At 72.4% G+C, this 18,476-nt stretch carries 18 protein-coding genes; 12 read left to right on the top strand and 6 right to left on the bottom strand.

Annotated elements, in window-relative coordinates; all coding sequences use genetic code 11:
- Positions 1–4: 4 nt before the first annotated feature.
- Both tal and tkt read right to left on the bottom strand, forming a co-directional pair.
- Positions 5–1,144, bottom strand: a complete 1,140-nt coding sequence (gene tal, locus OO57_RS12730; protein ID WP_033252513.1) for a transaldolase — start codon at positions 1,142–1,144, stop codon at positions 5–7.
- 97 nt (positions 1,145–1,241) lie between these two features.
- Positions 1,242–3,338 (bottom strand): transketolase, encoded by a 2,097-nt coding sequence (gene tkt / locus OO57_RS12725; RefSeq protein ID WP_033252512.1) that lies wholly within the window; start codon positions 3,336–3,338, stop codon positions 1,242–1,244.
- A 399-nt stretch (positions 3,339–3,737) separates the two neighbouring features.
- On the opposite strand from tkt, the gene OO57_RS12720 reads away from it, so the two are divergent.
- Complete coding sequence (locus OO57_RS12720; protein WP_033252546.1) at positions 3,738–4,682, top strand: heme o synthase; 945 nt, start codon at positions 3,738–3,740, stop codon at positions 4,680–4,682.
- A gap of 48 nt (positions 4,683–4,730) precedes the next feature.
- On the opposite strand, the gene OO57_RS12715 is transcribed toward OO57_RS12720, so the two are convergent.
- Positions 4,731–5,375: a DUF2461 domain-containing protein gene (locus OO57_RS12715; protein WP_033252511.1), complete on the bottom strand. Its 645-nt coding sequence runs from the start codon at positions 5,373–5,375 to the stop codon at positions 4,731–4,733.
- Positions 5,376–5,458: 83 nt separating this feature from the next.
- On the opposite strand from OO57_RS12715, the gene OO57_RS12710 reads away from it, so the two are divergent.
- The gene (locus OO57_RS12710; protein WP_033252510.1) at positions 5,459–6,739 is read left to right on the top strand and encodes an FAD-dependent monooxygenase; all 1,281 of its coding nucleotides are present in this window, start codon (positions 5,459–5,461) and stop codon (positions 6,737–6,739) included.
- Between the two features lie 9 nt (positions 6,740–6,748).
- A complete protein-coding gene (locus OO57_RS12705) occupies positions 6,749–7,081 on the top strand; it encodes a hypothetical protein (RefSeq protein WP_033252509.1) in 333 nt (110 codons plus the stop codon).
- A 70-nt stretch (positions 7,082–7,151) separates the two neighbouring features.
- Here OO57_RS12705 and OO57_RS12700 read toward each other — a convergent pair whose 3' ends face one another.
- Positions 7,152–8,105 carry a COX15/CtaA family protein gene (locus OO57_RS12700; RefSeq protein ID WP_033252508.1) on the bottom strand — a complete coding sequence of 318 codons (954 nt, stop codon included), beginning with the start codon at positions 8,103–8,105 and terminating at the stop codon, positions 7,152–7,154.
- Positions 8,106–8,401: 296 nt separating this feature from the next.
- Here OO57_RS12700 and OO57_RS12695 point away from each other — a divergent pair, with 296 nt between their 5' ends.
- A complete protein-coding gene (locus OO57_RS12695) occupies positions 8,402–9,706 on the top strand; it encodes a choice-of-anchor A family protein (RefSeq protein ID WP_033252507.1) in 1,305 nt (434 codons plus the stop codon).
- A 67-nt stretch (positions 9,707–9,773) separates the two neighbouring features.
- On the opposite strand, the gene OO57_RS12690 is transcribed toward OO57_RS12695, so the two are convergent.
- The gene (locus OO57_RS12690) at positions 9,774–10,544 is read right to left on the bottom strand and encodes an ABC transporter permease (protein WP_033252506.1); all 771 of its coding nucleotides are present in this window, start codon (positions 10,542–10,544) and stop codon (positions 9,774–9,776) included.
- Entirely contained in the window at positions 10,541–11,458 is a 918-nt protein-coding gene (locus tag OO57_RS12685) for an ABC transporter ATP-binding protein (RefSeq protein WP_033252505.1), read from the bottom strand. Before OO57_RS12685 ends, OO57_RS12690 begins: the two co-directional genes overlap by 4 nt.
- 123 nt (positions 11,459–11,581) lie before the next feature.
- On the opposite strand from OO57_RS12685, the gene OO57_RS12680 reads away from it, so the two are divergent.
- The 8 genes from OO57_RS12680 to OO57_RS12645 all read left to right on the top strand — a co-directional run bounded on the left by OO57_RS12680 (position 11,582) and on the right by OO57_RS12645 (position 18,403).
- A complete protein-coding gene (locus OO57_RS12680) occupies positions 11,582–12,439 on the top strand; it encodes a MarR family transcriptional regulator (RefSeq protein WP_033252504.1) in 858 nt (285 codons plus the stop codon).
- The gene (gene sufB / locus OO57_RS12675; protein WP_033252503.1) at positions 12,436–13,848 is read left to right on the top strand and encodes a Fe-S cluster assembly protein SufB; all 1,413 of its coding nucleotides are present in this window, start codon (positions 12,436–12,438) and stop codon (positions 13,846–13,848) included. The genes OO57_RS12680 and sufB overlap by 4 nt, the downstream gene beginning before the upstream one ends.
- A 57-nt stretch (positions 13,849–13,905) precedes the next feature.
- Positions 13,906–15,132 (top strand): Fe-S cluster assembly protein SufD, encoded by a 1,227-nt coding sequence (gene sufD / locus OO57_RS12670; RefSeq protein ID WP_033252502.1) that lies wholly within the window; start codon positions 13,906–13,908, stop codon positions 15,130–15,132.
- Positions 15,129–15,446, top strand: a complete 318-nt coding sequence (locus tag OO57_RS12665) for a non-heme iron oxygenase ferredoxin subunit (RefSeq protein ID WP_033252501.1) — start codon at positions 15,129–15,131, stop codon at positions 15,444–15,446. Before sufD ends, OO57_RS12665 begins: the two co-directional genes overlap by 4 nt.
- Before the next feature lie 7 nt (positions 15,447–15,453).
- Positions 15,454–16,218 carry a Fe-S cluster assembly ATPase SufC gene (gene sufC, locus OO57_RS12660; RefSeq protein ID WP_033252500.1) on the top strand — a complete coding sequence of 255 codons (765 nt, stop codon included), beginning with the start codon at positions 15,454–15,456 and terminating at the stop codon, positions 16,216–16,218.
- A complete protein-coding gene (locus tag OO57_RS12655; RefSeq protein ID WP_033252499.1) occupies positions 16,215–17,477 on the top strand; it encodes a cysteine desulfurase in 1,263 nt (420 codons plus the stop codon). Before sufC ends, OO57_RS12655 begins: the two co-directional genes overlap by 4 nt.
- A gap of 10 nt (positions 17,478–17,487) precedes the next feature.
- A complete protein-coding gene (gene sufU / locus OO57_RS12650) occupies positions 17,488–17,949 on the top strand; it encodes a Fe-S cluster assembly sulfur transfer protein SufU (protein ID WP_033252498.1) in 462 nt (153 codons plus the stop codon).
- Between the two features lie 166 nt (positions 17,950–18,115).
- Entirely contained in the window at positions 18,116–18,403 is a 288-nt protein-coding gene (locus tag OO57_RS12645) for a metal-sulfur cluster assembly factor (protein WP_051055973.1), read from the top strand.
- Positions 18,404–18,476 lie beyond the last annotated feature (73 nt).

The following is an 18,476-nucleotide window of genomic DNA, read 5'->3' as shown; positions in this document are numbered from 1 at the left end:
GGTGTCAGTTCTTGCCGTGCGCTTCGAGCGCCGCGGTGACGGTGTCGAGCAGCTCGGTCCAGGAGGCCTCGAACTTGGAGACGCCCTCGTCCTCCAGGACCTGGACCACGTCGTCGTAGTCCACGCCCGCGGCGGCGACCGCGTCGAGCACGGCCTTCGCGTCGGCGTAGTTCGACGTGATGGTGTCGCCGGTGACCTCGCCGTGGTCGTCGGTGGCGTCCAGGGTGGCCTCGGGCATGGTGTTGACGGTGCCCGGGGCGACCAGCTCGGTCACGTAGAGGGTGTCGGGCAGGTTCGGGTCCTTGACGCCGGTGGACGCCCACAGCGGGCGCTGCGGCTTGGCGCCCGCGGCCTCCAGGGCGGCCCAGCGGGCGGAGGCCGGCTTGGCGCCGTCCACCGAGCCGTAGACCTCCTCGTACGCCTGGTAGGCGAGGCGGGCGTTGGCCAGGGCGGCCTTGGAGCGCAGCTCCTTGGCCTCGGGGGTGCCGACCGCCTCCAGGCGCTTGTCGATCTCGGTGTCCACGCGGGAGACGAAGAACGAGGCGACGGACTCGATCTGGGAGAGGTCCAGGCCGGCGGCCTTGGCCTGCTCCAGGCCGGACAGGTGGGCGTCGATGACGGCCTTGTAGCGCTCGAGCGAGAAGATCAGCGTGACGTTGACGCTGATGCCCCGGGCCAGGACCTGGCTGATCGCGGGGAGGCCGCCCATGGTGGCGGGGATCTTGATCAGCACGTTGGGGCGGTCGACCAGCCACCACAGCTGCTTGGCCTCGGCGACGGTGGCGTCGGTGCGGTGGGCCAGGCGCGGGTCGACCTCGATGGAGACCCGGCCGTCGCGGCCGTTGGAGGCGTCGTAGACGGGGCGCAGCACGTCGGCGGCGTCGCGCACGTCGGAGGTGGTGATCATGCGGATCGCCTCCTCGGTGGTGACGCCGCGCACCGCGAGGTCGGTCAGCTGGCCGTCGTAGGCGGCGCTGCCGCTGCCGATGGCCTTCTGGAAGATGGTCGGGTTGGTGGTGACGCCGACGACGTGCTTCTCCTGCACCAGCTCGGCCAGGTTGCCGGAGTTCAGGCGCTCGCGGCTCAGGTCGTCGAGCCAGATCGCCACGCCTGCTTCGCTGAGGCGGTTCAAAGCGTCGGTCATGGTGCTCAGTCCCTCTTCTTCTTTTCGTACGTCTGGTGGAGTCCGGGGAGACCGGTCCGGGGTAGTGCGGATACCCCGGACCGGGTGGGTCAGCGCGTCAGCGGGAGACGGCCTCGACCGTGCGCAGCGAGGCGCGGGCGGCGTTGGCGACCGCGTCGGCGGTGATGCCGAACTCCTGGTACAGCACCTGGTAGTCGGCGGAGGCGCCGAAGTGGTCCAGGCTGATGATCCGACCGGCGTCGCCGACCAGCTCGCGCCAGCCCTGGGCGATGCCCGCCTCGACCGAGACCCGGGCCCGGACGTTCGGCGGCAGCACGCTGTCGCGGTACGCCTGGTCCTGCTCGTTGAACCACTCCACCGACGGCAGCGAGACCACCCGGGTCGGGACGCCCTCGGACTGCAGCGCCTCGCGGGCCTGCACGGCCAGCTGCACCTCGGAGCCGGTGCCGATCAGGATCACCTTGGGCTCGCCGCCCTCGGCCTCGGCCAGCACGTAGCCGCCCCTGGCCGCGCCCTCGGCGGAGCCGAACACCTCGCGGTCGAAGGTCGGCACGCCCTGCCGGGTCAGCGCCAGGCCGACCGGGCCGGGGTGGCTGGTCTGCCGCTCCAGCACGGTGCGCCACACCACGGCGGTCTCGTTGGCGTCCGCCGGGCGGACCACCGCGAGGCCGGGGATGGCGCGCAGCGCGGCCAGGTGCTCGACCGGCTGGTGGGTCGGGCCGTCCTCGCCGAGGCCGATCGAGTCGTGCGTCCAGACGTAGACCACCGGCAGCTTCATCAGCGCGGCGAGCCGGACCGCGGGGCGCATGTAGTCGGAGAACACCAGGAAGGTGCCGCCGTAGATGCGGGTGCGGCCGTGCAGCGCGATGCCGTTCATCACCGAGCCCATGGCGTGCTCGCGGATGCCGTAGTGGATGGTGCGGCCGTACGGCGAGGCGCTCTTGAGCGGGTTGCCCTCCGGAAGGAAGGAGGACTCCTCGTCGATGGTGGTCAGGTTGGACTCGGCGAGGTCCGCGGAGCCGCCCCACAGTTCGGGGACGAGCTTGCCGACGGCCTTGAGGGTGTCGCCGGAGGCCTTGCGGGTGGCGACGTCCTTGCCGGCCGGGAAGACCGGGATCGCCTTCTCCCAGCCGTCGGGCAGCTCGCCGATCTGGATCCGGTCGAACTCGGCGGCGCGCTGCGGGTTGGCGGCGCGCCAGTCGGCGAGCTCGCCGTCCCAGGCGGCGCGGGCGGCCTGGCCGCGCTGCACCACGAGGCGGGCGTGCGCGACGACCTCGTCGGAGACCTCGAAGGTCTTGGCCGGGTCGAAGCCGAGCACCTTCTTGGTGGCGGCGATCTCGGCGTCGCCGAGGGCCGAGCCGTGCGCCTTGGCGGTGTCCTGGGCGTTCGGCGCGGGCCAGGCGATGATGGTGCGCATCGCGATGATCGACGGCTTGCCGGTCTCGGCCCGGGCGGCCTCCAGCGCGGCGGCCAGCGCGGCCACGTCGATGTCGCCGTCGGCCTTCGGGCTGACCCGCTGGACGTGCCAGCCGTACGCCTCGTAGCGGGCCAGCACGTCCTCGGAGAAGGCGGTGGCGGTGTCGCCCTCGATCGAGATGTGGTTGTCGTCGTACAGCGCGACCAGGTTGCCCAGCTTCTGGTGGCCGGCCAGCGAGGACGCCTCCGCGGAGATGCCCTCCTCCAGGTCGCCGTCGGAGACGATCGCCCAGACGGTGTGGTCGAACGGCGAGGTGCCGGGCGCCGCGTCCGGGTCGAACAGGCCGCGCTCGTAGCGGGCGGCCATCGCCATGCCGACCGCGTTGCCCATGCCCTGGCCGAGCGGGCCGGTGGTGGTCTCCACGCCCGCGGTGTGGCCGTGCTCGGGGTGGCCGGGGGTGCGGCTGCCCGCGACCCGGAAGGCCTTCAGGTCGTCCAGCGACAGTCCGTAGCCGGACAGGAACAGCTGGGTGTACAGCGTGAGGGAGGTGTGCCCGGGGGAGAGCACGAAGCGGTCGCGGCCCACCCAGGTCGGGTCGGTCGGGTCGTGGCGCAGGAAGCGCTGGAAGATGAGGTACGCGGCGGGAGCCAGCGACATGGCCGTGCCGGGGTGTCCGTTCCCCACCTTCTGCACGGCGTCCATGGCCAGGACCCGGGCCGTGTCGACGGCCCGCTGGTCCGACTCGCTCCACTCAAAGACGTTCGGCGTGGTGCTCACCCTGACTCAGGGCTCCTTCCGGATGTGTGAAGTGTGACCCCGTGAAGGGGACCGGTCGGCCACGCCGCTGTGGCTGGTGCCGATCACGGAGGGTTGATCCCGCTTCTCCGTGCGAGCCTACCGTTTGCGGCGCACCTCACCCTCTGTGCCGGGGCAACGTGAGACGGCGGCGCCGCATTCCACCGGCGGACGTCAATCGCTCTGTCCCACCTTCACCCGTACGGGGAGGGTTTGCCCGTTCCGATGGGCGAGACGGGAGCGGACGCGGCTCGCCGGGGACCCCGGGGCGGATCGGGAGATATGGAACGTCTATGGTTGCGTGGTACGCGCAGAGCGGACGGCGGGCACCCTGCGGGTCTCCGGGACGCCTGTGGAAGTTCATCGACTGTTGAGGTGTCCGTGACCGCCGTCGAATCCCGCCCCGCAGGGGTGGTGGTAGGGACGAGGACCGCGCCCCGGCCGTTCGGGGCCCGCGTCGGGGCCTTCGTGGCCCTCACCAAACCCCGGATCATCGAACTCCTGCTGATCTCCACGGTGCCGGTGATGTTCCTGGCCCAGGGCGGCGTGCCCAACCTGTGGCGGGTGCTCGCGGTCGTGGTCGGCGGCTACCTCTCGGCGGGCGGCGCCAACGCGCTCAACATGTACATCGACCGGGACATCGACGCGGTGATGTCCCGCACCGAACGGCGTCCGATCGTCACCGGCATGGTCTCCCCGCGCGAGGCGCTGGTCTTCGGCGTCGTGCTGGCCGTGGTCTCCACCCTGTGGCTCGGCGTCCTGGTCAACTGGCTCTCCTCGGCGCTCGCGCTGGGCGCCCTGCTGTTCTACGTCTTCGTCTACACCCTCGGCCTCAAGCGCCGCACCTCGCAGAACGTCGTCTGGGGCGGCATCGCCGGGTGCATGCCGGTGCTGGTCGGCTGGTCCTCGGTCACGAACTCGCTGTCCTGGGCGGCCCTGGTGCTGTTCCTGGTGGTGTTCTTCTGGACGCCGCCGCACACCTGGGTGCTGATGATGAAGGTCCGCGACGACTACGCCAAGGCCGGGGTGCCGATGCTGCCGGTGATCCGCGGCAACATCGGCGTCGCCCGGCAGGTCGTCGCCTACTCCTGGGTGATGGTCGCGACCTCGCTGCTGCTGTGGCCCGCCGCGCACACCAGCTGGCTGTACCCGGCGGTCGCCGCGGTCCTCGGCGCGCTGTGGATGAAGGAGGCGTACGCCCTCCAGTCGCGCGCCAAGGCCGGCATCGTGGGCGCCAAGCTCAAGGAGATGCGGCTGTTCCACTGGTCGATCACCTACCTGACCCTGCTGTTCCTGGTCGTCGCGGTGGACCCCTTCGTGGGCTGACCCCCGTCTCCTCCTGCTCGACGTCTCCTCCTGCTCGACCCCTCGGCCTCAGCGCGGCGGAAGCTCGCTGGGGCCGACGTGGTTCTCCAGCCACTCGTGCAGCGGCGCCGCCGCGTGCAGGAAGCCGGTGATCCGGCCGTACGCCTGCGCGGTGCCCAGCCAGGCCGCGGGCTCCCACTCCTGCCAGGCGATCAGGCCCTTGTGGCGCAGCAGTTCGATCCGCGGGTGGTCCTTGGCCACGCCGCGCGGCGCGGTCTTCAGGCTGTCCCGCCCCACCACCTGCGGCCCGGCCGCGCGGACGGCCGCCACCACCCGCTCCAGCTCGGCGCCCGGCACGTCCTCGGCCACCGCGGCGCGGTAGCGCGCCAGTTGGTCGCTCGCCAGGTGGTAGTAGCCCAGCCCGCAGGCCAGCCCGTCCGCCGACAGCTGCACGTAGCCGCCGGACTCCAGGTAGCCGCCGACGTGCGTCTTGTACGGGGACTTGTCGGCGGAGAACCGGACGTCGCGGTTCGGCCGGAAGACCTTGCCCGGCCCGAACTCCGGCTCCAGCCGGGCCAGCAGCGCCTCCATCGGCGCCCGCACCGCCTCGTCGTACACCGCGCGGTGCGCGGCCCAGAAGGTCTTCGAGTTGTCGGCCTCCAGGTGCTCGTAGAACTCCAGCGCCTCGGCCGGCCAGCCACGGAAATCGTTCACCCGGACAGTATTCACGCCACGGGCCTGACGGTCCGTCAGGTGCTAGGTTGCGGACGTCCGCCGAGAGCACCGGGAGAGCACCGATGACGCCCCGCACCACCACCGTCGCGATCGTCGGCGCCGGGCCCGCCGGGCTGGTGCTCGCGCACCTGCTGCGCCGGGCGGGCGTCGACGTCGCCGTCCACGAGCGGCGCTCCCGGGCCGAGCTGGAGGGCGCCGCCCGGGCCGGGGTGCTGGAGCACCGGGTGGTGGAGCACCTGCGCGGGCTGGGCCTGGCGGACCGGCTGGTCGCGGCGGGGGAGCGGCACGGGCGGTGCGAGATCACCTGCCTCGGCGAGAAGGTCACCGTCGACTACGGCGCGCTCTCCGGCGGCGCGCGGCACTGGGTGTACCCGCAGCAGCTGCTGGTCCGCGACCTGGTCGCCGCCTACGAGGCGGACGGCGGCACGATCGCCTTCTCCTCGCCGGTCGCGGCGGTGGCGGCGGACGGCGCGGGGCGGCCCGTGCTGGACACCGCCCGCGGGGAGCTGCGCGCCGCCTGGGCGGTCGGCTGCGAGGGCGCGCGCGGCCCGGTCGCCGCCGCCTTCCCCGACGGGGCCCGGGGCCCCGCCCGCCGCTACCCGTACGACTGGCTGACCGTGCTGGCCCGGATCGACCGGCCGGTGGGCACGATCCGCTACGCGGTGCACGCGGACGGGTTCGCCGGGATGATGCCGCGCACCGCCGAGGTCGGCCGGTTCTACCTGGAGGTGCCCGCCGGGGAGCGGCTGGACGGCTGGGACGCGGACCGGATCCGGGCCGGGCTGGCGCACCGGCTGGGGCTCGGCGGCGCGGACCCGGTGCCCGGCGAGCTGCTGGAGACCGGCGTGCTGCGGATGCGCGGCCGGGTCGCCGGCCGGCTGCGGCACGGGCGGCTGCTGCTGGCCGGGGACGCCGCGCACACCGTCACCCCGTCCGGCGGCAAGGGCCTCAACTCGGCCGTCGCCGACGTCGTCGACCTGGCCGGGGCGCTGCTGGAAGCCCTCGGCGACGACGGGGGCGGGGGCGACGACGGTGGCGACGGCGGTGCGCTGGAGGGCTACCAGCGGCGCCGGCTGGCGGCGGCCTGGCGCACCCAGGAGTTCTCCGACGGGCTGCTCGACCTGCTCCACCTGCCCGCCGGGCTGCCGCCCGAGCAGCGCGAGTTCGCGCTGCGGCTGCGGCTGGAGCGGATCCGCCGGATCGCCCGCCCCGGCCCGGAGGCCGCCGCCTTCGCCCGCGCCTACGTCGGGGCCGGCGAGCTGCGGGCCGAGGAGGCGGGGGCCGAGGAGGTGTGGGCTCCGGCACAGCGCTCCACCGTCGCCACCGGCGCTACCCCTCGGTAGCATGCGGGCATGACCAACGCGGACACCGCCACCACCACCGCGCCGGACGCCCGCGCCGAGCGCCGCGCCAAGCGCATTGCCAAGCACCTGAGCAGCTTCGCCGCGCAGCACGGCGGCAGCGCCGACGGCGTCGTGGAGTACGTCGGCGCGGCCGCCACCCGGATCGTCCTGGTCGGCGCGGACGGCGCCTGGGGCGACCAGGTCGCGCCCAGCTACCCGGTCGGGCTCCGGGCCGCCGAGCTGGCCGGGATCACCCTGCACGACAGCTTCGAGGGCGAGCTGGGCCTGAAGGTCAGGACCGGCCCGTACGAGTGGAAGCGGATGGCGGGCATCCAGATCTGACCCCCCGCACACGACGACGGCCCGCCGGGGCTCGGGTTCCCGGCGGGCCGTCGGTGCGTTCCGGGGCCGGTCAGGCGACCAGTTCGGCGGCCGGGGCGGCGGCGGACCGGTCCGGGACGGCGGCGCGGCCGCGCAGGGCCAGCGGGACGCGCAGGGCGGCGCCCCAGATCACCGCGGCGCCCAGCATGTGCAGGCCGACCATGACCTCCGGGGCGTCCGTGAAGTACTGGACGAAACCGAGCACGCCCTGCAGCAGCAGCAGCACGAACAGCTCCCGCACCCGGGCCCGGGCGGCCGGCGGGGCCTTGACCGCGGCGAACACCAGCAGTGCGGCCAGCGTCAGGCCGACCGCGAGGAAGACCAGGTCGGCGTGGGCCTGGGCCAGGCGGTCGTAGTCGAGCGGGATGCGCCAGGTACCGGCCGAGCCCGGGTGGTGGCCCGCGCCGGTGACCAGCGTGCCGACCAGCACCAGCGCCCCGATCGCGGCCACCAGCACCTGCGCGAACCGCTGGATCCCGGGCGCCACCAGCGGGTGCGGCGCCCCGTCGCCCTCCTTGCTGCGCTCCCAGCTGAGCACGGCCGTCCAGACCAGGCCCAGCGCGGCGACCATGTGCAGCGCCACCACGTACGGGTTGAGGTCGGTCAGCACGGTGATGCCGCCGAGCACCGCGTTGGAGACCACCAGCCAGAACTGGGACCAGCCGAGCTTGGTCAGCGAACGGCGCCACGGCTTCGCGCAGCGGGCGGCCAGGATGAACCAGCCGATCGCGGCGGACAGCACGTAGGTGAGCATCCGGTTGGTGAACTCGATGACGCCGTGCACGCCCATCTCGGGCGTCGGCGTCACGCTGCCGTCGGTGCAGGCGGGCCAGGTGGTGCAGCCCAGGCCGGAGTCGGTCAGCCGGACGGCGCCGCCGGTCACCACGATCACCACGCTCATCACCAGCGCGGCCAGCGCCGCCCGGCGGACGTGCTGCGGGGTCGGGTGCCAGCGTTCGGCGAGGAGGGAGAGCGGGTTGGTCACCGGACCATCGTAGGCGGGCTTACACCGTGCTCCGGCCCCGGGCGGCGGGCGGGCGCGGCGGTGCGGGCGGGGTGCGGCGGCGGTGCGGCCGGGACGCGGCTGCGGTGCGGGCGCGGTTCGACCGCGGGCGAAAGGTTCCCGTGCGGCCGCTGGACAAAAAGTATCATTTCGAGCGTGTCGGTCAACGGCCTTGACCGGCCGAGCAGATGGCCGAAAGAGTGCGGTTTGGTCCATACCTTTTTCCGGGTTGGGCTCATCTCACACTCCTGCCCGCACCCACACGCGGAGTCCCGCACATGCGCAAGTCCATATCCGCTGCCGCCGTGGCGCTCGGTGGCTCGCTCGCCCTCGCGGCCCTGGTCGTCCCGACCGCCGCGACCGCCGCCCCGACCACGGGCGGCACCTGCTTCGACCTCGGGGTCGCCGGGAAGTACGGCGAGTTCATCGAGGGCAACGACACCCACAGCCCGGACGCCGAGGGCGCGGTCGCGGTCGGCGGCAACGCCGACTTCAGCAAGTCCGGCTTCACCGTGGGCAACGAGCTCACCCAGGCCGAGGTCGCCGCCCTGCCCGGCGGCTACTCGCTGGTGGTGGGCGGCGACCTGATCCAGAACGGCGCCCACGTCCAGGTCATGAAGGGCAAGGGCGTCTACGCCGGCAAGGTCGTCGGCGGCGGCCAGCTGGAGGGCGTCTCCAAGGGCACCTCGCCGATCGACTTCGGCAAGGAGTTCGCCCACCTGCGGCACGTCTCCACCGAACTGGCGAAGACCACGGGTGGCGCCCCGGTCTCCGACGGACGCACGATCACCTTCACCGGCACGGACGCGACCACCAACGTCTTCACCGTCGCGGCCGACGTGCTGCAGAAGGCCGGCGACGTCTACCTCAAGGTCCCGGCCGGCTCCACCACGATCATCAACGTGACCGGCGGCTCCTACGACCAGACCAAGGGCCCGGGCGGCCCGACCACCGGGTTCTGGATCTGGGACAACGCCAAGGGCAAGTACGTCCAGGACGACAAGTCGCAGTCCGCGGACGGCGGCGCCGAGCGCGCCGAGCTGCTGTGGAACCTCCCGACCGCGACCGCGGTCACCAAGCACAGCGGCAACGCCTGGCCGGGCAGCATCCTCGCCCCGAACGCGGCGTTCGACCTGGGCACCGGCGGCCCGGTCAACGGCTCGGTGTGGGCGAAGTCGCTGACCGGCAGCGGCGGTGCCGAGACCCACCACTACCCGTTCGGCGGCTGCCTGCCCGGCGGCACCACCCCGGGCGGCTCCGAGAGCCCGTCGCCCTCGGGCAGCACGGGTGCCTCCGAGAGCCCGAAGCCCTCGGAGAGCGCCGGCACCCCGGCCGGCAGCGAGTCGCCGACCCCCGGCGGCTCCGCGAGCCCGCAGCCGAGCGCCAGCGGCTCCGCCGACGCGACCCCGTCCCCGTCCCCGTCCGCGAGCCGCACCGGCTCGAACGGCGGCGGCGGTGGCGGCCTGGCGTTCACCGGTGCGGACGGCATCCTGCCGCTGACCATCGGCGGCGTCGTGGTGCTCGCCGCGGGCGGCGGCATCGTCTACGCGGCGCGCCGCAAGAAGGCCAACGGCGCCTCCTGAACCGGGAGCCGCTGAAGGCGACGGCCCCGGGAGCACCGCTCCCGGGGCCGTTCCCGTGCCGGGCGGCTCACTCCCAGCGGAAGAACCGGGACGCGGCGGCCAGGCCCAGCACCGACCAGGCGGCCAGCACGCCGAGGTCGGCCCAGGGGACGCCGCCGCCGAGCTGGAGGACCGAGCGCAGGCCGTCGGAGAGCGCCGAGACCGGCAGCAGCTCCAGCACCGGGCGCACCGCGTCCGGGAACTTCGACAGCGGGACGACCACGCCGCCCGCCAGCAGCAGCAGGACGAACACCAGGTTGGCCCCGGCCAGCGTGGCCTCGGCCCGCAGGGTGCCCGCCATCAGCAGGCCCAGGCCGGAGAACGCGGCGGTGCCCAGCACCAGCAGGAGCAGCACCGTCAGCGGGTTGCCGTGCGGGGACCAGCCCAGCGCCAGCGCGATGCCGGACAGCAGCAGGACCTGGAGCAGTTCGGTGACCAGCACGCAGCCGGTCTTCGCGGACAACAGCGCCCAGCGCGGCAGCGGCGTCGCGCCGAGGCGCTTGAGCACGCCGTAGCGGCGCTCGAAGCCGGTGGCGATGGCCTGCCCGGTGAACGCGGTGGACATCACCGCCAGCGCCAGCAGCCCGGGCGCCAGGAAGTCGACCCGCTCGCCCGGGCCCTCCACGGTGACCACGTCGACCGTGGAGAACAGCACCAGCAGCACGGTCGGGATGACCACGGTGAGCAGCAGCTGCTCGCCGTTGCGCAGCAGCATCCTGGTCTCCAGGGCGGTCTGCGCGAGCAGCATCCGGCCGACCGGGGCGGCGCCCGGGCGGGGGGTGAGGTCGGTGGCGGTCATCGCAGTTCCCGTCCGGTCAGGTCGAGGAAGACGTCTTCGAGGCTGCGGCGCTGCACCGCGAGCTTGTCGGGCATCACCCCGGCCCCGGCGCACCAGCCGGTGACGGCGGCCAGCAGGGCGGCGTCGAGTTCGGCCTCGACGCGGTAGGAGCCGGGGGAGGGCTCGGTGACGACGGCCCGGTCCGGGAGGACCTTGCGCAGGGCGGCCAGGTCGAGGGCGGGCGGGCCGTCGAAGCGCAGCCGGGCGTCGGTGCCGCGCAGCTCGTCCGGCGAGCCCTGGGCGATGACCCTGCCGCGGTCGACGACGGCGACCGCGTCGGCGAGCTGCTCGGCCTCGTCCATCTGGTGGGTGGTGAGGACGACGGTGACGCCCGCGGCGCGCAGTTCGGTGACCAGCTCCCAGGTGGCGCGGCGGGCCTGCGGGTCGAGGCCGGCGGTGGGCTCGTCCAGGAAGACCAGCTCGGGGCGGCCGACCACGGCCATCGCCAGGGCCAGGCGCTGCTGCTGGCCGCCGGAGAGCCGGCGGTACGGGGTACGGCCGCAGGAGTCCAGGCCGAGGCGCTCGGCGAGCGGGCCGACGGGCAGCGGGTGGGCGTACAGCCTGGCGGTGTGCTGGAGCATTTCGAGGGCGCGCGCACCGGCGTACACGCCCCCGGACTGGAGCATCACGCCGATCCGCGGCCGCAGCTGCCCGGCCTGGGCGACCGGGTCCAGGCCGAGGACCCGGACGGTGCCCGCGTCGGGGCGGCGGTAGCCCTCGCAGGTCTCGATCGTGGTGGTCTTGCCCGCGCCGTTGGGGCCCAGCACCGCGGTGACGGCGCCCCGGGCGATGGTCAGGCTCAGCCCGTCCACGGCGGTCTTGTCGCCGTACCGCTTGACCAGTGCGGTCACCTCGACGGCGGGGTCTGCATGCATACGGCGAGTCTAGGAGCAGCTCACGCCGTCCTACAGGTAAGGCTTGCCTTTCGTGATGGACGACACCGGTGAGGCGTGGATCACGGCTTGTTTCCGGCCGACGAATTACGCAACAATCGTGTTGTGAAAAACATCCGCGAGCACGAAGCCCGGCGCCGGGAGCCCGACGCTCCCGGCTGCGCCGTGCCCGCGACGGCGACGGAGGTGCTCTTCGAGGGCCACCTGGCGACCCGGGACCGGGTCGCCCGCTCGATCCTCGACCACGGCCCCTCCTCGGCCGCCGACCTGGCCAGCCGCCTCGGCCTGACCGCCGCCGCGGTCCGCCGCCACCTGGACGGCCTCGCCGCCGCCGGGCTGGTGGAGTCCCGCGAGCAGCGGGTCCACGGCAGCCGCGGCCGGGGCCGCCCGGCCAAGGTCTTCGCGCTCACCGACGGCGGGCGCGACGCCTTCTACCAGGCCTACGACCAGCTCGCCGCCGACGCGCTGCGCTGGATCTCCGAGACGGCCGGCGGCGGCAGCGCGGGCGAGGAGGCGGTCGCCGCCTTCGCCCGGGCCCGGCTCGCCAAGCAGGGCGAGCGCTACCGGGACGCCCTGACCGCGGCCGCCGCCGGGCGGCGCGCCGAGGCACTGGCCGAGGCCCTCAGTGCCGACGGGTACGCTGCCACGGTGCGGCGCGTCCCGTCCGCCGCCGCTGCGCCCGCCGCACCGGCCGGCGCCCAGCTCTGCCAGCACCACTGCCCGGTCGCGCACATCGCCGAGCAGTTCCCGCAGCTCTGCGAGGCGGAGACCGAGGTCTTCTCCCAGCTCCTGGGCACCCATGTGCAACGGCTGGCCACCATCGCCCACGGCGACGGGGTCTGCACCACGTATGTGCCGGCACCCGGTGCCGCACCGTCGTCCTCCCGGACGCCCGGTGCCGCGCCGACTGCCGGTACGTCCCCCATCGAAAACGGCTCGTCCGCGCGGAGGAACCTCGCATGACTGACATCGCACACCCCGAGCTCGAAGGCCTCGGCACGTACGAGTACGGCTGGGCCGACTCGGACACCGCCGGCGCCACCGCCAAGCGCGGTCTGAGCGAGGCGGTCGTCCGCGACATCTCGGCGAAGAAGAACGAGTCCGAGTGGATGCTGGACCTCCGCCTCAAGGGCCTCAAGCTGTTCGGCAAGAAGCCGATGCCGACCTGGGGCTCCGACCTGTCGGGCATCGACTTCGACAACATCAAGTACTTCGTCCGCTCGACCGAGAAGCAGGCCGAGTCCTGGGAGGACCTGCCCGCCGACATCAAGGCCACCTACGACAAGCTGGGCATCCCGGAGGCGGAGAAGCAGCGCCTGGTCGCCGGTGTCGCCGCCCAGTACGAGTCCGAGGTCGTCTACCACCAGATCCGCGAGGACCTGGAGGAGCAGGGCGTCATCTTCCTGGACACCGACACCGCGCTCAAGGAGCACCCGGAGCTCTTCAAGGAGTACTTCGGCACCGTCATCCCGGCCGGCGACAACAAGTTCGCCGCGCTGAACACCGCGGTGTGGTCCGGCGGGTCGTTCATCTACGTGCCGAAGGGCGTGCACGTGGACATCCCGCTCCAGGCCTACTTCCGGATCAACACCGAGAACATGGGCCAGTTCGAGCGGACGCTGATCATCGTCGACGAGGACGCCTACGTCCACTACGTCGAGGGCTGCACCGCGCCGATCTACTCCTCGGACTCGCTGCACTCCGCGGTCGTCGAGATCATCGTCAAGAAGGGCGGCCGCTGCCGCTACACGACCATCCAGAACTGGTCGAACAACGTCTACAACCTGGTCACCAAGCGCGCCGTGGCGTACGAGGGCGCGACCATGGAGTGGATCGACGGCAACATCGGCTCCAAGGTCACCATGAAGTACCCGGCCGTCTACCTGATGGGCGAGCACGCCAAGGGCGAGACCCTGTCGATCGCCTTCGCGGGCGAGGGCCAGCACCAGGACGCCGGCGCGAAGATGGTCCACATGGCGCCGAACACCTCCTCGCACATCGTCTCCAAGTCGGTGGCGCGCGGCGGCGGCCGCACCTCCTACCGCGGCCTGATCGAGATCGGCGAGGGCTCGCACGGCGCCAAGTCGAACGTGCTGTGCGACGCGCTGCTGGTGGACACCGTCTCCCGCTCGGACACCTACCCGTACGTGGACGTCCGCGAGGACGACGTGTCGATGGGCCACGAGGCGACCGTCTCCAAGGTCTCCGAGGACCAGCTCTTCTACCTGATGAGCCGCGGCCTGAGCGAGACCGAGGCGATGGCGATGATCGTGCGCGGCTTCGTCGAGCCGATCGCCCGCGAGCTGCCGATGGAGTACGCGCTGGAGCTGAACCGGCTGATCGAGCTGCAGATGGAGGGTGCGGTCGGCTGACGCCCGTCAGCCCCGCCGCCCGTCGACCATTCCCGAAAGAGAGCAACACGAACAGCCATGGCTGAGCAGAACACCCCCGGCTCCACCACCGCCGGCTCGATCGAGGTCGGCACCGCCGGCGCGCAGCTCGCCGGCCCGGGCACCGGGCGCGACACCGTCCGGCAGCCGATCGACGCCCGGGTCGCCGTCAAGCCGTCCTTCGACGTCGCCGACTTCCCGGTGCCGACCGGCCGCGAGGAGGACTGGCGGTTCACCCCGCTGCACCGCCTCGGCGGGCTGCACGACGGCAAGGCGCTGGAGGCGGCGCGCGGCGAGGACAAGATCGAGCTGGGCCTGCCGGAGGGCGTCACCTCCGAGCTGGTCGGCCGCGACGACGCCCGGGTCGGCAAGGCCGGCACCCCGGTGGACCGGGTCGCCGCGCAGGCGTTCAGCGCCTTCGAGCAGGCCCTGGTGGTGACCGTCCCCAAGGAGACGGTGCTCACCGAGCCGGTCCGGATCGACGTGCACGGCGAGGGCGGCACCGCCTTCGCCCACCTGGTGGTCGAGGTCAAGCCGTTCGCCGAGGCCGTCGTGGTGCTGAACCACACCGGCACCGGCACCCGGGCCGCCAACGTCGACCTGCTGGTCGGCGACGGCGCCAAGCTGACCTTCGTCTCCGTCCAGGACTGGGAGCGGGACGCGGTGCACGTCGCCCAGCAGAACGCGCTGGTCGGCCGGGACGCCTCGTTCAAGTCGGTGGTCGTCACCTTCGGCGGCGACGTGGTGCGCCTGCACCCCCGGGTCAACTACGCCGCCCCCGGCGGCGAGGCCGAGCTGTTCGGCCTGTACTTCGCGGACGCCGGGCAGCACCTGGAGCACCGCCTGGTGATCGACCACGACACCCCGCACTGCCGCTCCAACGTCGCCTACAAGGGCGCCCTCCAGGGCCAGGACGCGCACGCGGTGTGGATCGGCGACGTGCTGATCCGCGCGGCCGCGCTCGGCACCGACACCTACGAGCTCAACCGCAACCTGGTGCTCACCGACGGCGCCCGGGTCGACTCCGTCCCGAACCTGGAGATCGAGACCGGCGAGATCGTCGGCGCCGGCCACGCCTCGGCGACCGGCCGCTTCGACGACGAGCAGCTGTTCTACCTGCAGTCCCGCGGCATCCCGGCCGACGAGGCCCGCCGCCTGGTGGTGCGCGGCTTCTTCGCCGAGCTGGTCCAGCAGATCGGCGTCGCCGAGATCCAGGACCGGCTGCTGGAGAAGATCGAGGCCGAGCTGGAAGAGACCGTGGCATGAGCTACGTCCGGGCCTGCGCGCTGAGCGTCCTGCAGGAGGACGTGCCCAAGAAGGTGGAGCTGAACGGCGTCCCGGTGGCGATCGTCCGCACCGACGAGGGTGTGTTCGCGATCAACGACACCTGCTCGCACGCCAACGTCTCGCTGTCCGAGGGCGAGGTCGAGGACTGCATGATCGAGTGCTGGCTGCACGGCTCCAGCTTCGACCTGCGCACCGGCAAGCCGTCCGGGCTGCCCGCGACCAGGCCGGTCGCCGTCTACCCCGTAAAGATCGAAGGGGACGATGTGCTCGTCTCCGTCAACCAGGAGAACTGAGTACCCCATGGCAACGCTTGAAATCCGCGACCTGCACGTCTCCGTCAACGCTGAGGGCGGTCCGCGGGAGATCCTGCGCGGCGTCGACCTGACGGTCAAGCAGGGCGAGACCCACGCGATCATGGGTCCGAACGGCTCCGGCAAGTCGACCCTGGCCTACTCGCTGGCCGGTCACCCCAAGTACACCGTCACCGGCGGCCAGGTGCTGCTGGACGGCGAGGACGTGCTGGAGATGTCCGTCGACGAGCGCGCCCGGGCCGGCGTGTTCCTGGCCATGCAGTACCCGGTCGAGGTGCCCGGCGTCTCGGTCTCCAACTTCCTGCGCACCGCCGCCACCGCCGTCCGCGGCGAGGCCCCCAAGCTGCGGCTGTGGGTCAAGGAGGTCAAGGAGGCGATGGCCGCCCTGCACATGGACCCGGCGTTCGCCGAGCGCAACGTCAACGAGGGCTTCTCCGGCGGCGAGAAGAAGCGCCACGAGATCCTCCAGCTGGAGCTGCTCAAGCCGAAGATCGCGATCCTCGACGAGACCGACTCCGGCCTGGACGTCGACGCGCTGCGGATCGTCTCCGAGGGCATCAACCGGGTCCGCTCCACCGGCGAGGTCGGCACCCTGCTGGTCACCCACTACACCCGCATCCTGCGCTACATCAAGCCCGACTACGTCCACGTCTTCGCGGCCGGCAAGATCGTCGAGTCCGGCGGTGCCGAGCTCGCCGACAAGCTGGAGGAAGAGGGCTACGAGAGCTACGTGAAGGGCGGCGCTTCCGAGTGACCCATTCCCATCTGACCGGACTCCTCGACACCGACGCCATCCGCAAGGACTTCCCGGTCCTGTCGCGGCAGCTGCACGACGGCAAGCCCCTGGTGTACCTGGACAACGCGGCGACCTCGCAGAAGCCGCGCCAGGTGCTGGACGCCCTCAACGCCTACTACGAGCAGCACAACGCCAACGTCCACCGCGGCGTGCACGTGCTCGCCGAGGAGGCCACCGCGCTGTACGAGGGCGCCCGCGACAAGGTCGCCGCCTTCGTCAACGCGCCCAGCCGCAACGAGGTGATCTTCACCAAGAACGCCTCCGAGTCGCTCAACCTGGTCGCCAACATGCTGGGCTGGGCCGAGGAGCCGTACAAGGTCGACGCCGACTCGGAGATCGTGATCACCGAGATGGAGCACCACTCCAACATCGTGCCGTGGCAGCTGCTCGCGCAGCGCACCGGCGCGAAGCTGAAGTGGTTCTCGCTCACCGACGAGGGCCGGCTCGACCTGTCGAACATCGACGAGCTGATCACCGAGAAGACGAAGATCGTCTCGGTGACGCTGGTCTCCAACCTGCTGGGCACCGTCAACCCGGTGGAGGAGATCGTCCGCAAGGCGCAGTCCGTCGGCGCGCTGGTCTGCATCGACGCCTCGCAGGCCGCCCCGCACGCCGTGCTCGACGTGCAGGCGCTGGAGGCCGACTTCGTCGCCTTCACCGGCCACAAGATGCTCGCCCCCACCGGCATCGGCGTGCTGTGGGGACGGCAGGAGCTGCTGGAGGACCTCCCGCCGTTCCTCGGCGGCGGCGAGATGATCGAGACCGTCACCATGGGCTCGTCCACCTACGCCCCCGCGCCGCACAAGTTCGAGGCCGGCACCCCGCCGATCGCCCAGGCCGTCGGCCTCGGCGCCGCCATCGACTACCTGTCGGCGATCGGCATGGACAAGGTCGCCGCGCACGAGCACGCGATCACCGCGTACGCCATCGAGCGCCTCGCCGAGGTGCCCGACCTGCGGATCATCGGCCCGCGCACGGCCGTCGACCGCGGCGCGGCGATCTCCTTCACGCTCGGCGACATCCACCCGCACGACGTCGGCCAGGTCCTCGACGAGCAGGGCATCGCGGTCCGGGTCGGCCACCACTGCGCGCGGCCGGTCTGCCTGCGGTACGGAATTCCGGCGACCACCAGGGCGTCGTTCTACCTGTACTCCACGCCCGGCGAGGTGGACGCGCTGATCGACGGCCTCCACCACGTCCGCAACTTCTTCGGCTGAGGTGGCTGCGATGAAGCTCGACTCGATGTACCAGGAGATCATCCTGGACCACTACCGCAACCCCCACGGCAAGGGGCTGCGGGACGGGGACGCCGAGGTCCACCACGTCAACCCGACCTGCGGGGACGAGATCACCCTGCGGGTGCGGCTCGACGGTGCCGTCGTCGCCGACGTCTCCTACGACTCGCAGGGCTGCTCGATCAGCCAGGCCTCCGCCTCCGTGCTCAACGACCTGGTGGTCGGCAAGTCCGTCGGCGAGGCCCAGCAGATCCAGGAGGCCTTCCTGGAGCTGATGCAGAGCAAGGGCCAGTCCGAGGGCGACGAGGACCTGCTGGAGGACGCCGTCGCCTTCGCCGGGGTCTCCAAGTACCCGGCCCGGGTCAAGTGCGCCCTGCTCAGCTGGATGGCCTGGAAGGACGCCACCGCCAAGGCGCTCGGCGGCCAGCCCGCGATCACCGAGACCACCGACTGACGCCCGATAGGACACTGCATTCATGAGCGAGAACGAGACGGCCGTGGAGGCCGTGGAGGGCGTGGAGGCTGCGGCTCCCGAGGCCGACGGGGCCGCTGGGGCTCCTGGGGCGTCCGACAGCCCCGGTGCGTTCACCAGCGCGGGGACGGTCTCCACCGAGGACCTCATGGAGGCCCTGATGGACGTCGTCGACCCCGAACTGGGCATCGACGTCGTCAACCTCGGCCTGATCTACGGCCTGCACATCGACGAGGACGACACCGCCACCGTCGACATGACGCTGACCTCCGCGGCCTGCCCCCTCACCGACGTCATCGAGGACCAGGCCCGCACCGCCACCGACGGCCTGGTCAAGGACCTGCGGATCAACTGGGTCTGGATGCCGCCGTGGGGCCCCGACAAGATCACCGACGAGGGCCGCGACCAGCTGCGCGCGCTCGGCTTCAACGTCTGAGCGACGGACCGGCATCGGACAGGGGCGGGAACCTCCGGGTTCCCGCCCCTTTCGCGTGGATCCCCGCGGTCCC

This window comes from Kitasatospora phosalacinea, from assembly GCF_000717185.1.
Taxonomy (GTDB): Bacteria; Actinomycetota; Actinomycetes; order Streptomycetales; family Streptomycetaceae; genus Kitasatospora; species Kitasatospora phosalacinea_A.
This window is presented reverse-complemented; position numbering and strand designations above follow the sequence as displayed.